This is a genomic window from Micromonospora sp. NPDC005298, from assembly GCF_040607375.1.
Lineage (GTDB): Bacteria > Actinomycetota > Actinomycetes > Mycobacteriales > Micromonosporaceae > Micromonospora.
Genome location: NZ_JBEXGP010000007.1, coordinates 117,724 through 135,477, shown reverse-complemented (window position 1 = coordinate 135,477; position 17,754 = coordinate 117,724). Strand labels below are relative to the sequence as shown.

Below are 17,754 nucleotides of genomic sequence, written 5' to 3'. Positions count from 1 at the left end.
ATCAGTGATCAACTGTTTCTCCTGCGTAACTTTAGTCCGAACGGTTGTGGCACGGACGGCACGTTGTACGCAAGATGGTCACCGTGTCAGCAGGCCGCCATCGCATGCGTTCGAAACTCCATCTAGCAGCCGCCGCCGCGACGGCGACGGTGCTTGTCGTCACGACCGGCGTCTGGTTCGGTTACCGGGAGCTGATCCAGCCCAGCTGCTCGGGCGAGATCCGGCTCGCCGTGGCGGTCGCCTCCGAGCTCGCGCCGGCGGTTGACGCCGCCGCGTCGCAGTGGGTCAAGGACGGCGCGGCGGTGGGGCCCACCTGCATCCGGGTGGACGTGTCCGCGTCCGACCCGGTCGACGTGGCAGCGGTGGTGGCCGCGAAGCACGGTGCCGTGCTCGCCGGCGTGGGACAGGCCAGCGGCACCGCCGTCAGCCCGGACGTCTGGGTGCCCGACTCCTCGACCTGGCTGCTGCGGCTGAAGAAGGACGCGAGCGCGTTCGCGCCCACCAACGGCGCGTCGATCGCGCGCAGCCCGATCGTCGTGGCGATGCCGCAGCCGATCGCCACCCGGCTGGGCTGGCCCAACAAGAAGTTCAACTGGACCGACCTGCTCAAGCAGGTGAACAACACCGGCGCTCCGCTGCGTACCGGCATCGTCGAGCCCACCCGGGACGCGGCGGGCCTGTCCGGTCTGCTGTCGCTGACCGCAGCCGCCAGCGCCGCCGGCGGCGACGCGCAGCGCAACACCGTCGGCGCGCTGCGGGCGCTGGCCACCGGGCGTTCCTCGCTCCGCAACGACCTGCTGGCCCGCTTCCCGACCTCGAACGACGCGACGTCGATCGCCAGCGGCCTCGGCGCGGCGGCGCTCTCCGAAGAAGACGTGATCGCGTACAACAGCAAGAAGCCGCCGGTGCCGCTCGCCGCTCTCTACATGGAGCCGGCGCCGATGCCGCTGGACTACCCGTACGCCGTGCTGCCCGGTATCGAGCCGAGCAAGGCGTCGGCGGCGCGGGTGCTGTTCGAACTGCTCACCAGCCCCAGCTTCCGCGACCGTCTGGCGGCGCAGTCGCTGCGCGGGCCGGACGGCAACTGGGGCGAGGGCTTCAAGGCGCCGCAGGGCGCGCCCAGCCCGTCCGGTGGCGCGCCGACCGCGCCGGCGAACGGCGGCACCGCCGCGGGCGGCCTGGACCCGGCCGCCATCCAGCGGGTCGTCTCCAGTTGGTCGATCGCCACCCAGTCCGGTCGGATGCTCGCCGTCATCGACGTCTCCGGCTCGATGAAGGACGAGGTGCCGAGCGCCAACAACCGCAGCCGGGAGGAGGTCACCGTCGACGCGGCCCGACGCGGTCTCGGCCTCTTCGACGACTCCTGGTCGATCGGCCTGTGGACCTTCTCCACGAGGCTCGTCGGCAACCGGGACTACAAGGAGCTGATCGGCATCGGTCCGCTCTCCGGTCAGCGGGCCCAACTGGAGGCGGCTCTCGCCACCATCAAGCCCTCCAGCGGCGACACCGGCCTGTACGACACGATGCTCGCCGCGTACCAGGCCGTGCAGGAGGACTGGCAGCCCGGCCGGGTCAACTCGATCGTGCTCTTCACCGACGGCAAGAACGAGGACGACAACGGCCTCACGCAGCAGCAGTTGCTCACCAAGCTCAAGCAACTCGCCGACCCGGAGCGCCCGGTCCAGGTCATCATGATCGGTATCGGCGAGGGCGTCAGCAAGGCCGAGCTGGAGTCGATCACGAAGGTGACCGGCGGCGACGTCTTCGTCACCAAGGACCCGAACGAGATCGGCAGCATCTTCCTCAGCGCCATCGCCCGGCGCCCCCCGGCGCCGCGCTGACCCGACGCACAGCCCGCAGGGCCCGTCGTACCGCAATTCGGTACGACGGGCCCTTTCCGTGCTCCGGCGGTGACGAAAAGTGACGGCAATACGTCCGAAGCAATCGGTCGTCATAGTTGTCGGGGCAGGATGTCGACGTGTTCCGGCATTGTCGGTCCGCCTCCGGTCCGACACGTCGGCCGGGGCCGTCCTGAGCAGAGTGGGAGGGCCGGTGAGCGCGGCGACACTGTTGACCCCGGCAAGCACGTCGGCGACGCCGGAGGCCCGCCCGCGTGGCCTGGTGGCACGCGCCGACGAACGCTCGTACGTCCGGGTCCTCGTGGTGCTGGACACCAGCATCCTGATCATCGCGTTGCTCGTCGGGTTCGTCGCCCGGTTCGGTGACGAGGAGCCTAGCGGCTCGAAGATCCCGTACGTGCTCGTCGCTCCCGGCCTGGTGCTTGCCTGGTTGCTCTCGCTGAAGGCGTTGGGCTGCTACGACGACCGGGTCGTCGGCTACGGCGCGGACGAGTACCGCCGGGTCAGTTCCGCCAGCCTGCGGTTGGCCGGGGCGATCGCCATCGCCGGGTACATCGCCGACGTCGGTGTCTCCCGTGGCTTCCTCGGCATCACCTTCGCGGTGGGGACCGTCGGTCTGGAGGTGACCCGGTTCGCCGCCCGCAAGCGCCTGCACCGGGCCCGGTCCCGTGGTGCCGGCTGGTCCCGCAAGGTGCTGGTGGTCGGCGACACCGCGCACGTGTTGGAACTGGTGCACACGCTGCGCCGCGAGCCGTACGCCGGCTACCAGGTGGTCGGGGCGTGCATCCCCGACGCCCTGCTCGCGCCGGTGGCGCAGCGCCTCGACGACGTACCCGTGGTGGGGTCGTTCCGGGGCATCCCGGAGGCCGCCACCGCGATCGGTGCGGACACCGTCGCGGTCACCGCCTCCGGCGAGCTGACGGCGGCCCGGCTGCGCCGCCTCGGCTGGCAGCTGGAGGGTACGGGCGTCGACCTGGTCGTCGCGCCCGCGCTGACCGACGTGGCCGGCCCCCGGATCCACACCCGGCCGGTGGCCGGGCTGCCGCTGATCCACGTCGAGGCGCCCGAGTTCCGGGGCGCGCGCAAGCTGGTGAAGGGCTTCGTCGACCGGTCGGTGTCGTCGCTGGCGCTCGCGCTGCTGCTGCCGCTGATCGTGTTCATCGCGCTGGCCATCAAATTGGACAGCCGGGGTCCGGTGCTGTTCCGTCAGGTCCGGGTCGGCCGGGGTGGGCACGAGTTCGGGGTGTTCAAGTTCCGCACCATGGTTGTGAACGCCGACACGCTGCTCGCCGAGCTGGCCGCCCGCAACGAGACCGACGGCCTGATGTTCAAGATGCGCGACGACCCCCGCGTCACCCGCGTCGGACGGCTGCTGCGCAAGTGGTCCCTGGACGAGCTGCCGCAGCTGGTCAACGTGCTGCTCGGGCAGATGAGCCTGGTCGGGCCACGCCCGCCGCTGCCCTCGGAGGTGGCCCGCTACGACGGCGACGTGGCCCGCCGGCTGCTCGTCAAACCCGGCATGACCGGCTTGTGGCAGGTCAGCGGTCGATCCGACCTGAGCTGGGAGGACGGCATCCGGCTCGATCTCTACTACGTCGAGAACTGGTCCCTCGCCGCCGACCTGACCATCCTGTGGAAGACGTTCGGCGCGGTGGTGAACAGCCGCGGCGCGTACTGACGTCGTCGGTCAGGGCTGCGGCCCGGACCAGTCCAGGCAGACCACCACCGCGTCGTCGACCAGGTCGCCGGCCACGAACGCCCGCAGGTCACCGATCAGCGACCGGACGGCGTCCAGCGGCTCCATCGGCCCGGTCCGGCGCAGGAACCGGTCCAGCGCCGTCTCGCCGTAGCGGACGTCCTTCCCGGTGGCCTCCAGGACCCCGTCGCTGACCACGAAGAGCCGGTCGCCGCGCTCCAGCGGGAACGTCTGCTCGTGGTAGTCGGTCGCCTCGAACATGCCCAGCGGGAACTGCGCCTCCAGGGGCTGCTCGGTGACCTCGCCGCCGCGCAACAGGACCAGGCGGGGGGACCCGGCGTCGACGACTGTCATCACCCCGGAGCGCAGGTCGAGCTCCATCAGCAGCGCGGACAGGTGCTGCTCGCCCCGGTACAGGTCGTAGAGCGCCTGGTCGGCGAGGGCCGCCTGGTCGGCCAGGCTCAGCCCGGCCCGGCGGGCGTTCCGCAGGGCGTGGGTGGCGAGCGAGGTGAGCAGCGACGCGGCGACGCCCTCGCCGCTGCCGTTCACGGTCGACAACCACAGCCGCTGCCCGTCGTCGGACCAGTCGAAGCCGTCCCCCCGCACCGCGTACGCCGGTTCGAGTTGGCCGGCCAGGCTGAACGAGGGCCGGATCCGGCTGCGGCCGGGTAGGAGGTCCCACTGCATCTCCGCGGCCAGGGTGAGTCGCTGGCTGCGCCGTGCCGCGCTGTAGACGTCGGTGCCGGCGGAGACGGCAGCCAGCTCGTGGGCGAGTGCGGTGGCGATCTCGTCCAGTTCGCCCAGGACGGTCGGGTCGTTCGGGACCGGCGCGAGTCGCAGCACTCCCCGTCGCTCACCGCGCATGCTGACCGGGAACCAGCCCGTACCGTCGGCGAGCAGCGGCGACTGGTGGTCGAAGGAGCGCCACGCGGGGTGTCCGGGACCGGTGATGGGATCACCCTCGGTGAGGGGCAGCAGCTGCGACAGCCGATAGTCGACCTGGTAGAGCTCGACGTCGGTGATCCCGTACGACCGGGCGAGAACGTCCCCGACACCGCCGACGATCCGGTCGGCCGGTGTCTCGTTCAGGGCACGTCGTGCCTGATTGACCGGTTCGCTCATCACCACTCCCTTGCTCAAAGCTCGACCACCAGTGGGTTCGGAGTAGTCTCGGGCCACCATGGCCGAACTGAACGGTCCCTCGGACCCCGAGACGAGTATGGCTGCCGCGTTGGACGCGGCGGCGGCCTCCCTGGTGAGCGCGTGGGAATCCGCCCGGGAGGAGACCACCAACCGGCTCTCCGGAGCCCAGTTACGGGCAGTGATGGTGGTCGAGCAGGCGGACGGCATCAACCTGCGTCGGCTCGCCGGTCGGCTCGACATGCTGCTCAGCTCCGCCAGCCGACTCTGCGACCGGTTGGTCGCCGCCGGGATGCTGGAGCGGGAGCCCGGTCGCTTCGACCGGCGGGAGATCGCCCTGCACCTCACCCGGGACGCCCGCCGGCTGCTCGGCGAGCTGCGGGCCGACCGTCAGGCGCGGCTCGCCGCCGTGCTGGACGCGATGAGCCCGGCGGGCCGGGACGCGTTGCTGCGCGGGATGCGCGAATTCGACGAGACCGCGCGCCGCCAGCAGTCGCAGGTCGTGCCGGAGCCGGGCGGACCGGACGACCCGGACCGACCGACCGGCCGGGCGGACTGGCCGGACGACCCGGACCGGCCTGGCGGCCGGGCGGGGGACTGGTCGCGTGACCCGGACCGGCAGACCCGCGCGACCTGGGCGGGTGCGTCCGGCGGCCCGGAGCGGACGGTCGACAGCCAGCGGGACTGGCCCACCGGCGAGCCGCCGGTGGCGCGCACCGCCTGAGCCGGACGGTCGGGCCGCCCCGGTCCAGGGCGCCCCCGGTCACGACGCGCACACGGCCAGCATGGCGATGTCGTCGTGGGCCTGCCCCTCCGACCACTCGTCCACCAGCTGGAGCAGCCGCTCGACGAGCGCCGCCGGGGGTAGCCCGGCCGCCGAGGCGAGCGCGGCACGCAGCCGGTCCGCACCGAACATCTCCACGTCGCGTCGGCCGCCGCGAGCCTCGGTCACCCCGTCGGTGTACGCGAGCAGCAGATCGCCCGGGTCGAGGTGCACCCTGGCCTCGGCGAACCGGGGCGCGGGCAGCGCACCGACCGGCATCCCGCCGACCGGGACGGGGGTGACCGTGCCGGCGGGTGTGACCAGCAGCGGAGCCGGGTGACCCCCACCGGCGATCCGGACGTCCACGCCGGCCGGCCCCCGCTCCAGCGAGCCGAGCAGCAGGGTGGTGAACTGGCTGCGTCGGGCCGCGTCGGGTGCGTCGAACAGCGCCCGGTTGAGCAGGTGGATCAGCTCCAGCGGACGCTGTTCGACCAGCCGCAGGGTCTGCAGGGACTGGCGGACCCGCCCGGTCAGCACGGCCGCGCCGACGCCCTTGCCGCACACGTCGCCGAGCGCGAACAGGGCGCCGTCGCGGTGCGGGAAGACCTCGTAGAAGTCGCCGCCGATGCGCAGGGTGTCGCCGGCGGCCCGGTAACCGCCGGCCAGGCGCAGTCCGGGCACCGTGGGCAGCTCCGGTGGAAGCAGGCTCGTCTGCAACACCCGGGCCAGGTGGGCCTGTTCGCCGTACAGCTCGGCGGTGGCCAGGGCGGCGCCGGCCCGGGCGGCGAACTCCCGGGCCAGGTCGATGTCGCGCCTGTCGAAGCCGGCCCGCCCGGCCTGACGGATCAGCAGCAGAGCGCCCGCCGGGCCGCCGGCGGCGCGCATCGGGCTCACCAGCACGGTGCCCGGCCGGCCGAACCCGGGCGGCAGCACGGAGGCCAGGTCGGCGAGGTCGGCGTCCAGCCAGGGGCTCGGCTCGGTGAGGTTGCCGGCCAGCGCCTCGCTCAGCCCCGGGACGGTGCCGGTCAGCTCCGGCCCGGCGAGCCCGGCGCTCGGGGAGGGCTCGCCGTCGGCGTACCGGACCCAGCGCAGGTGCGGGTCGGTAGGCGTGGACGGCCGGTGCAGGGCCACCGCGGCGTCGGCCAGGTAGGGGACGGCGAGGGTCGTGGTCGCCCGTAGCGTCTGGTCGCGGTGCAGGGACGACCCGAGCCGGCTGCCGGCCTGGGCGAGGAACGCGGTGCGGGAGCGCTCGGCCAGCAGGGCGTCGGTGCGGGTCTGGTCCTCGGTGACGTCCCGCACGTACCAGGCGTACCGGTGGCCGGCGAGCTGCCGCCGGGCGCCGCGCAGCCGGCGGCCGTGATGCACGTCGTCGAAGCGGTCGGCGTCCTCCCGGACCGCCCGGGCCAGCGCCGGCACCGGGCACCGGCCCAGCTCGGTGCCCGCCGTGATCTCCGGGAACAGCTCCGCCGCCATCGCGTTCACGAGGGTGACCCGGCCCGTCCCGTCGGTCGTCAGCACGGCCTCGGCGAGCCCGTCGAGCAGTTCGCGGGCCAGTCGGGAGTCGGTCGGCAGCGGCTGGTCGGCCGGCCGGCGGGGCACACTCCCACCGCCGCTGACCGGACCGGCGATGCCGTCGTGTCGGGTGGTGGTCACCGCCCGATGCCGGCCCGCGTCTGACGACCTGTGCGCATGCTTCTCCTGGACTCTTCGCCTGCGGATCGTTGCCTGGCGACAAGCGTACCGAGGTGCTGTGACGCAGGCGCGGCGTCCGGGGCCGGGTCAGCTGGAGCGGCCCAGCCAGCCGGCGGGTCGGGCGACGATGTGGCGGACCACCGAACCGGCGGCCCCCACGGCGGCGGCCTCCGGGCCGAGCGTCGAGGGGCGGACCGTGACCGGTGACCAGGCGGCGGTGAGGACCCGGCTGGCGATCTCGGCGAGCACCGGCGGGCACAGCCAGGGCGCCAGCGGGGCGTACCCGCCGCCGAGCACCACGGTGTCCAGGTCCAGCAGGTTGACCACGCTCGCCACCGCGACACCGAGCGCCGTCCCGGCGTCACGCAGCGCCCGCAGCGCTCCCGGGTCGCCGGCGTCGGCCAGTTCGGCCAGCCGGACCGTGGCGGTGTCCGCCGGCAGTTCCGACCGGGCCAGCCCCGCGGCGGCCACGATGGCCTCCTGGCCGGCGTACTGCTCCAGGCAGCCCCGGCCGCCGCAGCGGCACGGGCGGCCCTGCGGGTCGACCGGCAGGTGCCCGATCTCCCCGCTCCAGCCCCGGACGCCCCGGAACAGCGCGCCGTCCAGCACGATCCCGGCGCCGATGCCGACCTCACCGGAGATGTGCAGGAAGCTGGCCGGGCCGGGCGGCCGGGAGTGCAGCTCGCCGAGGGCGGCGAGGTTGGCCTCGTTGTCCACCACCAGCGCCGGTACGCCGGGCACCTGGTCGGTCAGCGCCGGGTGCTCGGCGAGGAGCGCGGGTACCGCGACGTCGCGCCAGCCGAGGTTCGGCGCGAGCCGGACCAGCCCGGCGTCGTCCACCAGGCCGGGCACCGCGAGCGCCGCCCCGGCCAGGGTGAGGCCCTGGCTGGCGGCGTCGGCACGGGCCCGCCCGGCCAGCTCGACGAGCCGGGCGAGAGCGTCGGCGGGCGCGACGGGGCGCAGGTCGGCCCGGTGCACGGTGCGGTGTCGGACCTGCCCGGCGAGGTCCACCACACAGACCGTCAGGTAGTCGACGTTGACCTCCAGGCCCAGCCCGGCGGGACCCTGGTCGGCGAGCACCAGACCTCGGGCCGGTCGACCGGCGCCGGCCCGGGGGGCGGGCTCGGCCTCGTCGACGAGCCGGCCGGCGAGCAGGTCCTCGACCACCGCGGAGACGGTGGCCCGGGTGAGGCCGGTCGCGGTGGCCAGGTCGGCCCGGGACGGGGGGCGGTCGGCGGCGGCGATCCGGCCGAGTACGAGGGCGAGGTTGAGTTCGCGCAGGCTGCCCTGACGGACTGCGCCGGCCGGGGCGTGGGTGGGGCTCACCCCTTGACAGTGCCACAGGGCGGGCAAATAATTCAATCGTTGAACAAATAGCGGACACCACCACCCGGAGGTTGCTCATGGCACCCCGTCCCACCCCCGCCGACAAGTTCTCCTTCGGGCTCTGGACCGTGGGCTGGCAGGCCCGCGACCCGTTCGGTGACGCCACCCGGCCCGAGCTCGACGCCGTCGAGGCGGTGCACCGGCTGGCCGAGCTGGGCGCGTACGGCATCACCTTCCACGACGACGACCTGATCCCGTTCGGGTCCGACGCCGCCACCCGCGACCAGCACATCGCCCGGTTCCGCAAGGCGCTGGACGAGACCGGCCTGGTGGTGCCGATGGTCACCACGAACCTCTTCACCCACCCGATCTTCAAGGACGGCGGCTTCACCAGCAACGACCGCGACGTGCGCCGGTACGCGCTGCGCAAGGTGCTGCGCAACGTCGACCTGGCCGCCGAGCTGGGCGCCAGCACCTTCGTCATGTGGGGTGGCCGCGAGGGCTCGGAGTACGACGTCGCCAAGGACGTCCGCGCCGCGCTGGACCGCTACCGCGAGGCGGTCGACCTGCTCACCCAGTACGTCGTCGACAAGGGCTACAACCTGCGCTTCGCGCTGGAGCCCAAGCCCAACGAGCCGCGCGGCGACATCCTGCTGCCCACCGTCGGGCACGCGCTGGCCTTCATCTCCCAGCTGGCGCACCCGGACATGGTCGGTCTCAACCCCGAGGTCGGGCACGAGCAGATGGCCGGGCTCAACTACGCCCACGGCATCGCGCAGGCGCTCTGGCAGGGCAAGCTGTTCCACCTCGACCTCAACGGCCAGCGCGGCATCAAGTACGACCAGGACCTGGTCTTCGGTCACGGTGACCTGATGAACGCGTTCGCCCTGGTGGACCTCCTGGAGAACGGCGGCCCCAACGGCGGCCCGACCTACGACGGTCCCCGGCACTTCGACTACAAGCCGTCCCGCACCGAGGACATGGACGGCGTGTGGGCGTCGGCGGCCGCGAACATGAGCACGTACCTGCTGCTCAAGGAGCGGGCGGCGGCGTTCCGCGCCGACCCCGAGGTCGTCGAGGCGCTGGCCGCGAGCAAGGTCGGCGAGCTGAGCACCCCGACGCTCGGCTCCGGTGAGAGTTACGACGACCTCCTCGCCGACCGCTCAGCGTTCGAGGACGTCGACGTCGACGCGGTGGCCGCGCGGGGCTACGCCTTCGTCCGGCTCAACCAGCTCGCCGTCGAGCACCTGCTCGGCGCCCGCTGAGGCCCGCCATGCCGCTGGTCGCGGGCGTCGACTCGTCCACACAGTCCTGCAAGGTGGTCATCCGGGACGCGGAGACCGGCGCCCTGCTCCGGCAGGGCCGGGCACCGCACCCGGACGGCACCGAGGTCGACCCGGAAGCCTGGTGGCAGGCGCTGCGCAGCGCCGCCGACCAGGCGGGCGGGTTGGCCGACGTGGCGGCGGTCTCGGTCGCCGGCCAGCAGCACGGCATGGTCTGCCTCGACGAGGACGGCCGGGTGGTCCGCCCGGCACTGCTGTGGAACGACACCCGATCCGCCGGCGCCGCCGCCGACCTCATCGAGGAGGCCGGCGGCGGTGCGGCCGGGCGTCGGTTCTGGGCGGACGCCACCGGAAGTGTGCCGGTGGCCAGCTTCACCCTCACCAAGCTGCGGTGGCTGGCCACCCATGAGCCGGAGCTGGCCGCCCGGGTGGCGGCGGTGTGCCTGCCGCACGACTGGCTGACCTGGCGGCTGGCCGGCGCGGCGGGGTTGGACGCGCTGCGTACCGACCGGGGCGACGCCAGCGGCACCAGCTACTGGTCGCCGGCCACCGGCGACTACCGGTTCGACCTACTGGAGCGGGGCTTCGGCCGGCGGTTGGTGGTGCCCCAGGTGCTCGGTCCGGCGGAGTCGGCGGGCAGACTCGCCGACGAGCTGGGTGGGTCGGGCGGCGCGCTGCTCGGCGCGGGCACCGGGGACAACGCCGCCGCCGCGCTCGGCGTCGGCGCCGGGCCCGGTGACGTGATCGTCTCCATCGGCACCTCCGGCACCGTGTTCAGCGTCGCCGACGTACCGGCCGCCGACGAGAGCGGCGCGGTGGCGGGTTTCGCCGACGCGTCCGGTCGCTTCCTGCCGCTGGTCGCCACGCTCAACGCCGCCCGGGTGCTGGACGCCGCCGCCGCGCTGCTCGGCGTCAGCCTGGACGAGCTGGCCGACCTGGCGCTCTCCGCGCCGGCGGGTGCCGACGGGCTGGTCATGGTGCCGTACCTGGAGGGGGAACGGACGCCGAACCGTCCACTCGCCACCGGCGCGGTGCACGGCCTGACCCTGCGCACGTCCACCCCCGCGCACCTCGCGCGGGCCGCCGTGGAGGGCATGCTCTGCGCCCTCGCCGACGGCCTGGACGCACTGACCGCGCAGGGCGCCACCGTCCGCCGGGTCATCCTGGTCGGAGGCGGGGCCCGGTCCGCCGCGGTCCGCCGGATCGCACCGCAGGTCTTCGGCTGCCCGGTGGTCGTCCCACCGCCCGGGGAGTACGTCGCCGACGGCGCCGCCCGGCAGGCCGCGTGGCTCGCCCTGGGTGGCCCGACACCGCCGGTGTGGGAGCTCAAGGGCACCGAGGAGTACGCGGCAGAGCCCGTCCCCGCAGTGCGCGAGCGGTACGCCGCCGCGAGCGGGTTGGTCCTCGACCGCCGCTGACCGGTCGGAGTCGACGCGGGTGGGAGCCGGCCGGCACCCACCCGCGTGACGATCTTCGTACCGGAGTCTGGTTGGCTGCCCGTCATGACCGTGAGCAGTGGCGGGACGCAGCCCGGCCGACGCCCGCACGGCGGCGGCGGTGGCCGGACGCACCGGCTCTACAGCGTCGTGGTGTTCGTGCTGCTCGCCTCGCTCGACAACGTGGCGATCGGGCTGGTCCCGCCGCTGTACGGGCCGATCGCCGACGAGTTCGACGTGTCGACCGGGCTGCTGGGTCTGGTCACCGCGGTCAGCTTCCTGGTCAGCGCCCTGGCCGCGGTCGGCTGGGCGTACGTCGGTGACCGGACCAACCGCAAACCGCTGCTCATGGTGGGCACACTGCTGTGGGCGGCCGGCACCGGCGGCAGCGCCCTGGCCGGCGGCTACCTGACGTTCCTCACCGCCCAACTGGTCGCCGCGGTCGGTCTCGGGGCGGTCGGCTCGGTGGGCTTCTCGGTGGTCACCGACCTGATCTCACCGACCCGGCGGGGGCTGGTGATGAGCTTCTGGGGGCTCTCCCAGGGCGTCGGGACGTTGGCCGGCACGCTTGTCGGCGGTCTGCTGGGCGCGGCCGACTGGCGGCGGCCGTTCCTGCTGCTCACCGGGGTCGGCCTGGCCGCCACCCTGGCGTACCTGTTCACCTACGACATCAGGCGGGGCCAGAGCGAACCGGAACTGGCCGGCGCGCTGGACGCCGGCGCCGAGTACGACTACCGGATCAGCCGCGCCGACCTGCCGCGCATCCTGGCCCGACGGACCAACCGCTGGCTGATCCTCCAGGGCCTGACCGCGCAGGCCGCCTTCGGCTCGCTGGTCTGGCTGCCCAGGCTCTTCGCCGAGCGGGCCGAGGCGCAGGGCTACTCGGAGTCCACGGCGATCGTGGTGGGCAGCGTCTTCGCCACCCTGTTCCAGCTCGGCGGAGTGCTGTCCATCGTGGGTGGACTGGTCGGCGACGCGATGCAGCGGCGTACACCCCGGGGCCGGGCGTTGGTCGCAGCGGTCGGCATCCTCGCCGCGCTGCCGTTCTACCTGGTGTTGTTCTTCGTCCCGGTGACCATCGACGTGCCGGACGGCGCCAGCAACGGCGCGGTGGTCGGTGCGGTGCTGGGCAGCGTGGTCACCGAACCGTCGGTGGGGCTGAGCCTGCTCACCGCCGTGGTGGCGCTCGCGTTGACGTCAGCGAACTCCCCGAACTGGTTCGCGTTGATCGCCGACGTCAACCCGCCGGAGCACCGGGGGACCGTCTACAGCCTGGGCAACCTGGTCAACGGGGTGGGACGGGCGGCCGGCAACGGGCTGGTCGGAGTCGCCTTCCAGGGTCTGCGCGCGGCGTTCCCGCCGCCGTTGAACTTCGCCGTCGGGCTGGCCGCGTTCCAACTCTTCTTCATACCCACAGGCGTCATGTACTGGCTCGCCTCGCGCACCTCACCGGCGGACATCGACAGCGTGCACGACCTGCTGCACACCCGCGCCGACCGCCTCTGAGGCCACCCCGACCGTACGGCCCCGATCCTGCCGCCGTGCGGCCCGCCCGCGACTGCCACCGCGCCGGGTGGGCCGGTCGGGCCGGGACCGCCCCGCCGATCCGGCCGGGCCGGACCGAGCGGGGCCAGCCCGATCGGCGTCAGGTCAGCCGCGTAGCCAGACGGTCACGTCGGTCGGGACCGCGCGGTCGTCGTCAAGCGGTGCGCTGGCGGCCAGCACCTCGGCGCCGGCCGGGATCGGCACCGGGGCGTCGCCGAAGTTGGTCAGCACGGTCAGCTCGCCGTTGCGGAAGGTGAGCACCTCGTCGCCGGAGGACAGCCATTCCAGCGTGCCCCGGCCGAGCCCGTGGTCGCGGCGCAGCCGCAGCGCCGTGCGGTACAGCTCGTACGTCGAGCCGGGCACGTCGCGCTGCCGGTCCAGGGCGTACTCCGCCCAGGAGGCGGGTTGCGGCAGCCAGCTCGCGTCGGTCGGCCCGAAGCCGTACGACGGGGCGTCGGCCTCCCACGGGATCGGCACCCGGCAGCCGTCCCGGCCACGCTGGGTGTGCCCGCTGCGTACCCAGGTCGGGTCCTGCCGGGCCTCGTCGGGCATCGTGGTGTGCTCGGGCAGTCCCAGTTCCTCGCCCTGGAACAGGTACGCGGAGCCGGGCAGGGCGAGCATCAGCAGGGTGGCCGCGCGGGCGCGGCGCAGGCCGAGCGCGGCGTCCGGCTGCGGGTCGCCGATGCCGATGCCGTTGGGTCGGCCACCGACGAAGACGACAGGCAGGCCGAGGCGGGAGGCGTGCCGCACCACGTCGTGGTTGGACAGCACCCAGGTGGTCGGCGCGCCGACCGAGTCGGTCGCCTCCAACGAGCGGGTGATCACGGCGTACTGGGCCGGTGCGGTCCAGGCGGCCAGCAGGTACTCGAAGTTGAACGCCTGGTGCATCTCGTCCGGGCGGACGTAGCGGGCCAGCCGCTCGGCGGGCTCCACCCACGCCTCGGCGACGAGGACCCGCTCACCGGGGTAGCTGTCCAGGAGCTGCCGCCACTGCCGGTAGATCTCGTGCACGCCGTCCTGGTCCCACATCGGCGGGCGCGGCTTGTTGATCTCGTTGCCGGAGAGGATCTCCTGCGGCTCCTGCCAGTCGGCCAGGTCGGCCTGCTTGACGAGGCCGTGCGCCACGTCGACCCGGAAGCCGTCGACCCCGCGGTCCAGCCAGAACCGCAGCACGTCGAGGAACTCCGCGTGCACCTCCGGGTTGTCCCAGTTGAGGTCCGGCTGACCGGTGTCGAACAGGTGCAGGTACCACTGGCCGGGGCGGCCGTCCGCGTCGACGGTGCGTGTCCAGGCCGGACCGCCGAAGACACTCTGCCAGTCGTTCGGCGGCTGGTCACCGTCCGGGCCACGGCCGTCCCGGAAGATGTAGCGGGACCGCTCCGGGCTGCCCGGGGCGGCCGGCAGCGCCGCCTGGAACCAGCGGTGCGCCGACGACGTGTGGTTCGGCACGAGGTCGACGATCACGCGCAGGCCACGCGAGCGCGCCTCGGCGATCAGCTTGTCCGCGTCGGCGAGGGTGCCGAACAGCGGGTCGACGTCCCGGTAGTCGGCCACGTCGTAGCCGGCGTCGGCCTGGGGCGACGGGTAGAAGGGGGAGAGCCACACCGCGTCCACGCCCAGCTCGACCAGGTGGTCGAGGCGGTCGGTGATGCCCGGCAGGTCACCGATCCCGTCGCCGTCGGAGTCGGCGAACGAGCGGGGGTAGATCTGGTAGATGGCGGCCTCGGTCCACCAGCCGGTGACCGGGTGACCGGAGGAGGGCTGCTGCGTCGGATCGATGTTCAGGGTCGTCTCCCGTGTCGCGCTGTGATTGGAGTGTCAGTGTGCCCGCGGCGGTGCGGTGGAGTCCCGGACGACCAGCCGAGTGGGCAGGATCACCGGTGTGTCGCCGTCGGCGCCGCGCTGGCCGACGATCGGGCCGAGGGTGCGGGCACCGAGCGGGTCGAGCAGGATCCGCGCCGCTAGCCGGCCCTGCTCGGCGGCGGGCTGGGCGACGGTGCTGAGCCCCAGCACACCCGCCAGGTCGTGGTCGTCGATGCCGATCACGCTGACGTCCTGCGGCACCCGCAAACCGGCGTCGCGCAGCGCGGTCAACGCGCCCATGGCCATCTCGTCGCAGGCCGCGACGATCGCGGTGGGCGGTGTGCCACCGCGCGCCAGCAGTTCGGCGGTGGCCCGGTTGCCGCCGTCGATGGTGAACGTCGACTCGACGTCCAGGCTCGGGTCCGGACGCAGGCCGGCCGCCCGTAGTTCCGCCTGATAGCCCCGGCGCCGGTCCAGGTGGGTGGTGAAGGCCAACTCGTCGTCGGGGTCGCCGGAGATGTGCGCGATCCGCTGGTGGCCGAGGTCGAGCAGGTGGCGGGTGGCGGTACGCGCGGCGGCCACGTCGTCGATCCGCACGCAGGGCCACCGGGGTACCCGGCTGCCCGAGCTGATGGTCACGCCGGGCAGGTCCAGGCTGGCCAGCGCGGTCAGGTCCGCCGGCCGCAGGGGGGTGGCGACCAGCATCATGGCGTCCACCCGCTTGTGCAGGTTGGCCGTCCGCAGCACCCGCTGGCGTACCTGCTCCCGGCCGCCCAGGTTGTAGAGCAGCAGGTCGTAGCCCGACTCGTGGAGGTACTCCTCGACGGCCTCGACGACGGTGCTGAAGAACCAGCGGGTGATCCGGGGGACCACCACCGCCACCGTGCCGGTGCGGCCACCGGCCAGCCGGGAGGCGCTCGGCGACACCTCGTAGTCGAGTTGTTCGGCGGCGGCGAGCACCCTGCGCCGGGTGGCGGCCGAGACCGTCGGCAGTCCGCGCAGTGCCCGCGAGACGGTGGCCGTGGACACCCCGGCGAGCCGGGCCACATCATCAATCCTCGTCACGTTTCCCCCGCTCGGTGCCCGACGCCCGCCGCCGTCCAAGGGGCCGGACGGCGGCGGGCGGGCGGTCAGCCCTTGACGCTGCCGGCGAGCAGACCTCGCACGAAGAAGCGCTGCAGGGACAGGAACACGACGAGGGGTACGACGATGGAGACGAACGCTCCGGCCGTCAGCCGCTGCCACTCGTTGCCCCGGGTGCCGGCCATCTCCGCCAACCGGACGGTCAGCGGGGCGGTCTCGTTGCCGCCTCCAGCGAAGATCAGCGCCACCAGCAGGTCGTTCCACACCCAGAGGAACTGGAAGATGCCGAACGCGGCCAACGCCGGGGTGATCAGCGGCAGCACGATGCTACGGAAGATCTTCGGGTGGGTGGCCCCGTCGACCCGGGCCGCCTCCATCAGGTCGCCCGGGAGCTGCGAGATGAAGTTGTGCAGCAGGAACACGGCGAACGGGAGCGCGAAGCAGGTGTGCGCGAACCACACCTGCGCGAACTTCTGCTCGTCGACCAGGTCCCAGGCGGGCATCAGGGTGACGCCGCCGAGGGTGACGCCGGTGGAGAAGAACTTCAGCAGCGGCACCAGGGCCATCTGCAACGGCACGATCTGCAACGCGAAGATCGCGATGTAGAGCCAGTCCCGGCCCCGGAAGTTGATCCACGCCAGCGCGTACGCGGCGAGGGCCGCGAAGGCGAGCGGGAAGAGCACCGACGGGATGGTGATCGCCAGCGAGTTGATGAAGTAGCTGGCGAGCTGTCCGGAGGAGGCTGATCGTCCGAAGAGGACCTGCTCGTAGTTCTCCAGGGTGAACTGCGGGTTGGTGAACGCGGTCCACCAACCGGTCGTCTTGATCTCGTCCTCGGGTCGCAGGGAGGAGATGAACAGACCGAAGGTCGGGATGGTCCAGACCACCGCGATGACGATCGACACGAGCGTCGCGGTACGGCTGTTCAGCCGCCTGCGGACCCGGCCGGCGGTGGTGGACGGGGTGCCGTCGGTCTTCTGGGCGCCGGCGGCGACGGTCGGCGTTGCGGTCGTCATCTCAGCCCTCCCGCTGTTGACGGAGGTTGCGGATCTGGTAGATCACGACCGGAATGACCAGGATGAAGAGGAAGACCGCGAGCGCGGAGCCCTGCCCGTTCTGGCCGTACCGGAAGGCCTGGTTGTACATCTCGCTGGCGATCACGCTCGTGTCGTAGTTGCCGTTCGTCGAGGTCCGGACGATGTCGAAGACCTTGAGCGTGGCGATCGTGAGCGTCACCACCACGACGATCAGCGCCGGCCGGATGCTCGGCATGGTGATCTGCCAGAACATCTGCCACGGGCTGACACCGTCGAGCCGGGCGGCTTCGACGATGTCGCCGGGGATCGCCTTGATCGCGGCGGAGAGCACCACCATGGCGAAACCGGCCTGGATCCAGACCATGATGACGATCAGCAGCAGCGTGTTCAGGGGTGATTCCAGAAGCCACTGTTTCGGCTCGCCACCGAGGCTGACGACGATCTGGTTGAGCAGACCGATCTGGTCGCCTTCGCCGCGGTAGGCGTAGACGAACTTCCAGATGATGCTGGCGCCGACGAAGGAGATGGCCATCGGCAGGAAGATCAGGGACTTGGCCACCGCCTCGAAGCGGGCCTTGTCCACCAGGACGGCGTAGAGGAGACCGAATCCGGTCGCCACCAGCGGGACCAGGAGCACCCAGACCAGGGTGTTGATCAGGACCCGGACCATCGAGTTGTCGGAGAACATCCAGCCGTAGTTGCGCAGACCCACCCAGTCGGTGCTGCTCCCGTTCATCAGGGAGAGCACCATGGTGCGGATCGCGGGCACGACCAGACCGATGGTGAGCAGCAGCAGCGTCGGCAGCAGGAAGAAGAGCGCGAAGAGCCCTTCCCGCTGTTTGGTCCGGCGGGGCAGCGGGGCGCCGCCCACGGAGGCGGCGACGAGCTGGGCCTCCCGCCGCCGGGCGAACCAGGCCGGCACGACGTCGAGCAGCAGGAGTAGACCGCCCACCACCAGCACGAAGGCGAGCAGCCCGTACATCAGCATGAGGAGCTTCGGCTGCTCATCGGCGAAGTCGAACTCCATCAACCCTCCCTTTCGGGTCCGGATCGGCCGGTGGCCCGGCCCGCGAACGCGGACCGGGCCACCG

The 17,754-nt window shown here is 72.7% G+C and carries 13 protein-coding genes; 6 read left to right on the top strand and 7 right to left on the bottom strand.

Annotation, left to right across the window (positions count from 1 at the left end):
- Positions 1-83: 83 nt before the first annotated feature.
- Positions 84-1,841, top strand: coding sequence for a substrate-binding domain-containing protein (locus ABZS77_RS14925; protein WP_354822676.1), 1,758 nt, complete (start codon positions 84-86; stop codon positions 1,839-1,841).
- Positions 1,842-2,052: 211 nt separating this feature from the next.
- On the top strand, positions 2,053-3,537 hold the full coding sequence (locus tag ABZS77_RS14920; RefSeq protein ID WP_354822674.1) for a sugar transferase: 1,485 nt from the start codon (positions 2,053-2,055) through the stop codon (positions 3,535-3,537).
- Positions 3,538-3,546: 9 nt separating this feature from the next.
- Here ABZS77_RS14920 and ABZS77_RS14915 read toward each other — a convergent pair whose 3' ends face one another.
- Positions 3,547-4,677, bottom strand: coding sequence for a PP2C family protein-serine/threonine phosphatase (locus ABZS77_RS14915; protein WP_354822672.1), 1,131 nt, complete (start codon positions 4,675-4,677; stop codon positions 3,547-3,549).
- A gap of 58 nt (positions 4,678-4,735) precedes the next feature.
- On the opposite strand from ABZS77_RS14915, the gene ABZS77_RS14910 reads away from it, so the two are divergent.
- Positions 4,736-5,419 carry a MarR family winged helix-turn-helix transcriptional regulator gene (locus ABZS77_RS14910; protein WP_354822670.1) on the top strand — a complete coding sequence of 228 codons (684 nt, stop codon included), beginning with the start codon at positions 4,736-4,738 and terminating at the stop codon, positions 5,417-5,419.
- Positions 5,420-5,458: 39 nt separating this feature from the next.
- On the opposite strand, the gene ABZS77_RS14905 is transcribed toward ABZS77_RS14910, so the two are convergent.
- Complete coding sequence (locus ABZS77_RS14905) at positions 5,459-7,111, bottom strand: PP2C family protein-serine/threonine phosphatase (RefSeq protein WP_354822668.1); 1,653 nt, start codon at positions 7,109-7,111, stop codon at positions 5,459-5,461.
- A 126-nt stretch (positions 7,112-7,237) separates the two neighbouring features.
- Positions 7,238-8,476: an ROK family transcriptional regulator gene (locus ABZS77_RS14900; protein ID WP_354822666.1), complete on the bottom strand. Its 1,239-nt coding sequence runs from the start codon at positions 8,474-8,476 to the stop codon at positions 7,238-7,240.
- A gap of 77 nt (positions 8,477-8,553) precedes the next feature.
- Between ABZS77_RS14900 and xylA the strand changes: the two genes are divergently transcribed.
- The 3 genes from xylA (at position 8,554) to ABZS77_RS14885 (ending at position 12,701) form a co-directional block, all read left to right on the top strand.
- Complete coding sequence (xylA, locus tag ABZS77_RS14895; RefSeq protein ID WP_354822664.1) at positions 8,554-9,741, top strand: xylose isomerase; 1,188 nt, start codon at positions 8,554-8,556, stop codon at positions 9,739-9,741.
- 8 nt (positions 9,742-9,749) lie between these two features.
- Positions 9,750-11,177, top strand: coding sequence for a xylulokinase (gene xylB, locus ABZS77_RS14890; RefSeq protein ID WP_354822662.1), 1,428 nt, complete (start codon positions 9,750-9,752; stop codon positions 11,175-11,177).
- A gap of 84 nt (positions 11,178-11,261) precedes the next feature.
- Positions 11,262-12,701: an MFS transporter gene (locus ABZS77_RS14885; RefSeq protein ID WP_354822660.1), complete on the top strand. Its 1,440-nt coding sequence runs from the start codon at positions 11,262-11,264 to the stop codon at positions 12,699-12,701.
- Between the two features lie 144 nt (positions 12,702-12,845).
- On the opposite strand, the gene ABZS77_RS14880 is transcribed toward ABZS77_RS14885, so the two are convergent.
- The 4 genes from ABZS77_RS14880 to ABZS77_RS14865 all read right to left on the bottom strand — a co-directional run bounded on the left by ABZS77_RS14880 (position 12,846) and on the right by ABZS77_RS14865 (position 17,690).
- Entirely contained in the window at positions 12,846-14,519 is a 1,674-nt protein-coding gene (locus ABZS77_RS14880; RefSeq protein WP_354822774.1) for a glycoside hydrolase family 13 protein, read from the bottom strand.
- A gap of 39 nt (positions 14,520-14,558) precedes the next feature.
- Positions 14,559-15,608 (bottom strand): LacI family DNA-binding transcriptional regulator, encoded by a 1,050-nt coding sequence (locus tag ABZS77_RS14875; RefSeq protein WP_354822658.1) that lies wholly within the window; start codon positions 15,606-15,608, stop codon positions 14,559-14,561.
- Between the two features lie 65 nt (positions 15,609-15,673).
- The gene (locus ABZS77_RS14870) at positions 15,674-16,642 is read right to left on the bottom strand and encodes a carbohydrate ABC transporter permease (protein ID WP_354822656.1); all 969 of its coding nucleotides are present in this window, start codon (positions 16,640-16,642) and stop codon (positions 15,674-15,676) included.
- A gap of 1 nt (position 16,643) precedes the next feature.
- The gene (locus tag ABZS77_RS14865; RefSeq protein WP_354822654.1) at positions 16,644-17,690 is read right to left on the bottom strand and encodes a sugar ABC transporter permease; all 1,047 of its coding nucleotides are present in this window, start codon (positions 17,688-17,690) and stop codon (positions 16,644-16,646) included.
- Between the last annotated feature and the right edge of the window lie 64 nt (positions 17,691-17,754).